A 500-nucleotide genomic window follows, 5' to 3' on the forward strand; every position below is an offset into this window, starting at 1 on the left:
CGGTGGACTGCCGGCCGCTGCTTGAACAGTTCGACGAAACCGGCAGGGTCCTGTGCTGCGAGAACGCGTGGTTCCAGGGTCCCGAGGCGGGTGCGGATCTTTTCCGGACCCGCAAACGCGGACTCCATGGTGACCTGTTGATCCAGCAGCATGCCCGTCAGCAGGGCAAACGAGTCCTCACTGAGCAGTTGATCCGCGGCGGCATCGCCGGTGATGTGCAGTTCCATGCCTCCCATCCTCCCACCGGCAGGCGGCCTCCGTCATGGTGGTGTTCGACGGCGGTGTGGTGGGGTTTTGGGGGTTGGTTTGGGGGTGGTGGGTGGTGGATTTGCGTTGGGGTTGTGGGGCGTGTATTGTTTTCTGAGTCGCCGGGTGCGAAACGGAAAGCCGGAAGGTGTGTACGGTTCGGTAGGCGGCCAAAAATAACTCTTCTTTTCCAATGGCCCTGTTGTGGTGCGCTGCTTTGTGTGGTGTTCCGGTCGGGGTGATGTTTTGGGGGG

General features: G+C 61.6%; 1 pseudogene. It reads right to left on the reverse strand.

Annotated features, from left to right (window positions below):
- Positions 1 to 236: pseudogene (locus tag PQ627_RS19905) on the reverse strand (HhH-GPD-type base excision DNA repair protein); the annotation flags it as partial.
- Positions 237 to 500 lie beyond the last annotated feature (264 nt).

The sequence above is a fragment of the Paenarthrobacter sp. AB444 genome (genome assembly GCF_028736865.1).
GTDB classification, from domain to species: Bacteria; Actinomycetota; Actinomycetes; order Actinomycetales; family Micrococcaceae; genus Arthrobacter; species Arthrobacter nicotinovorans_B.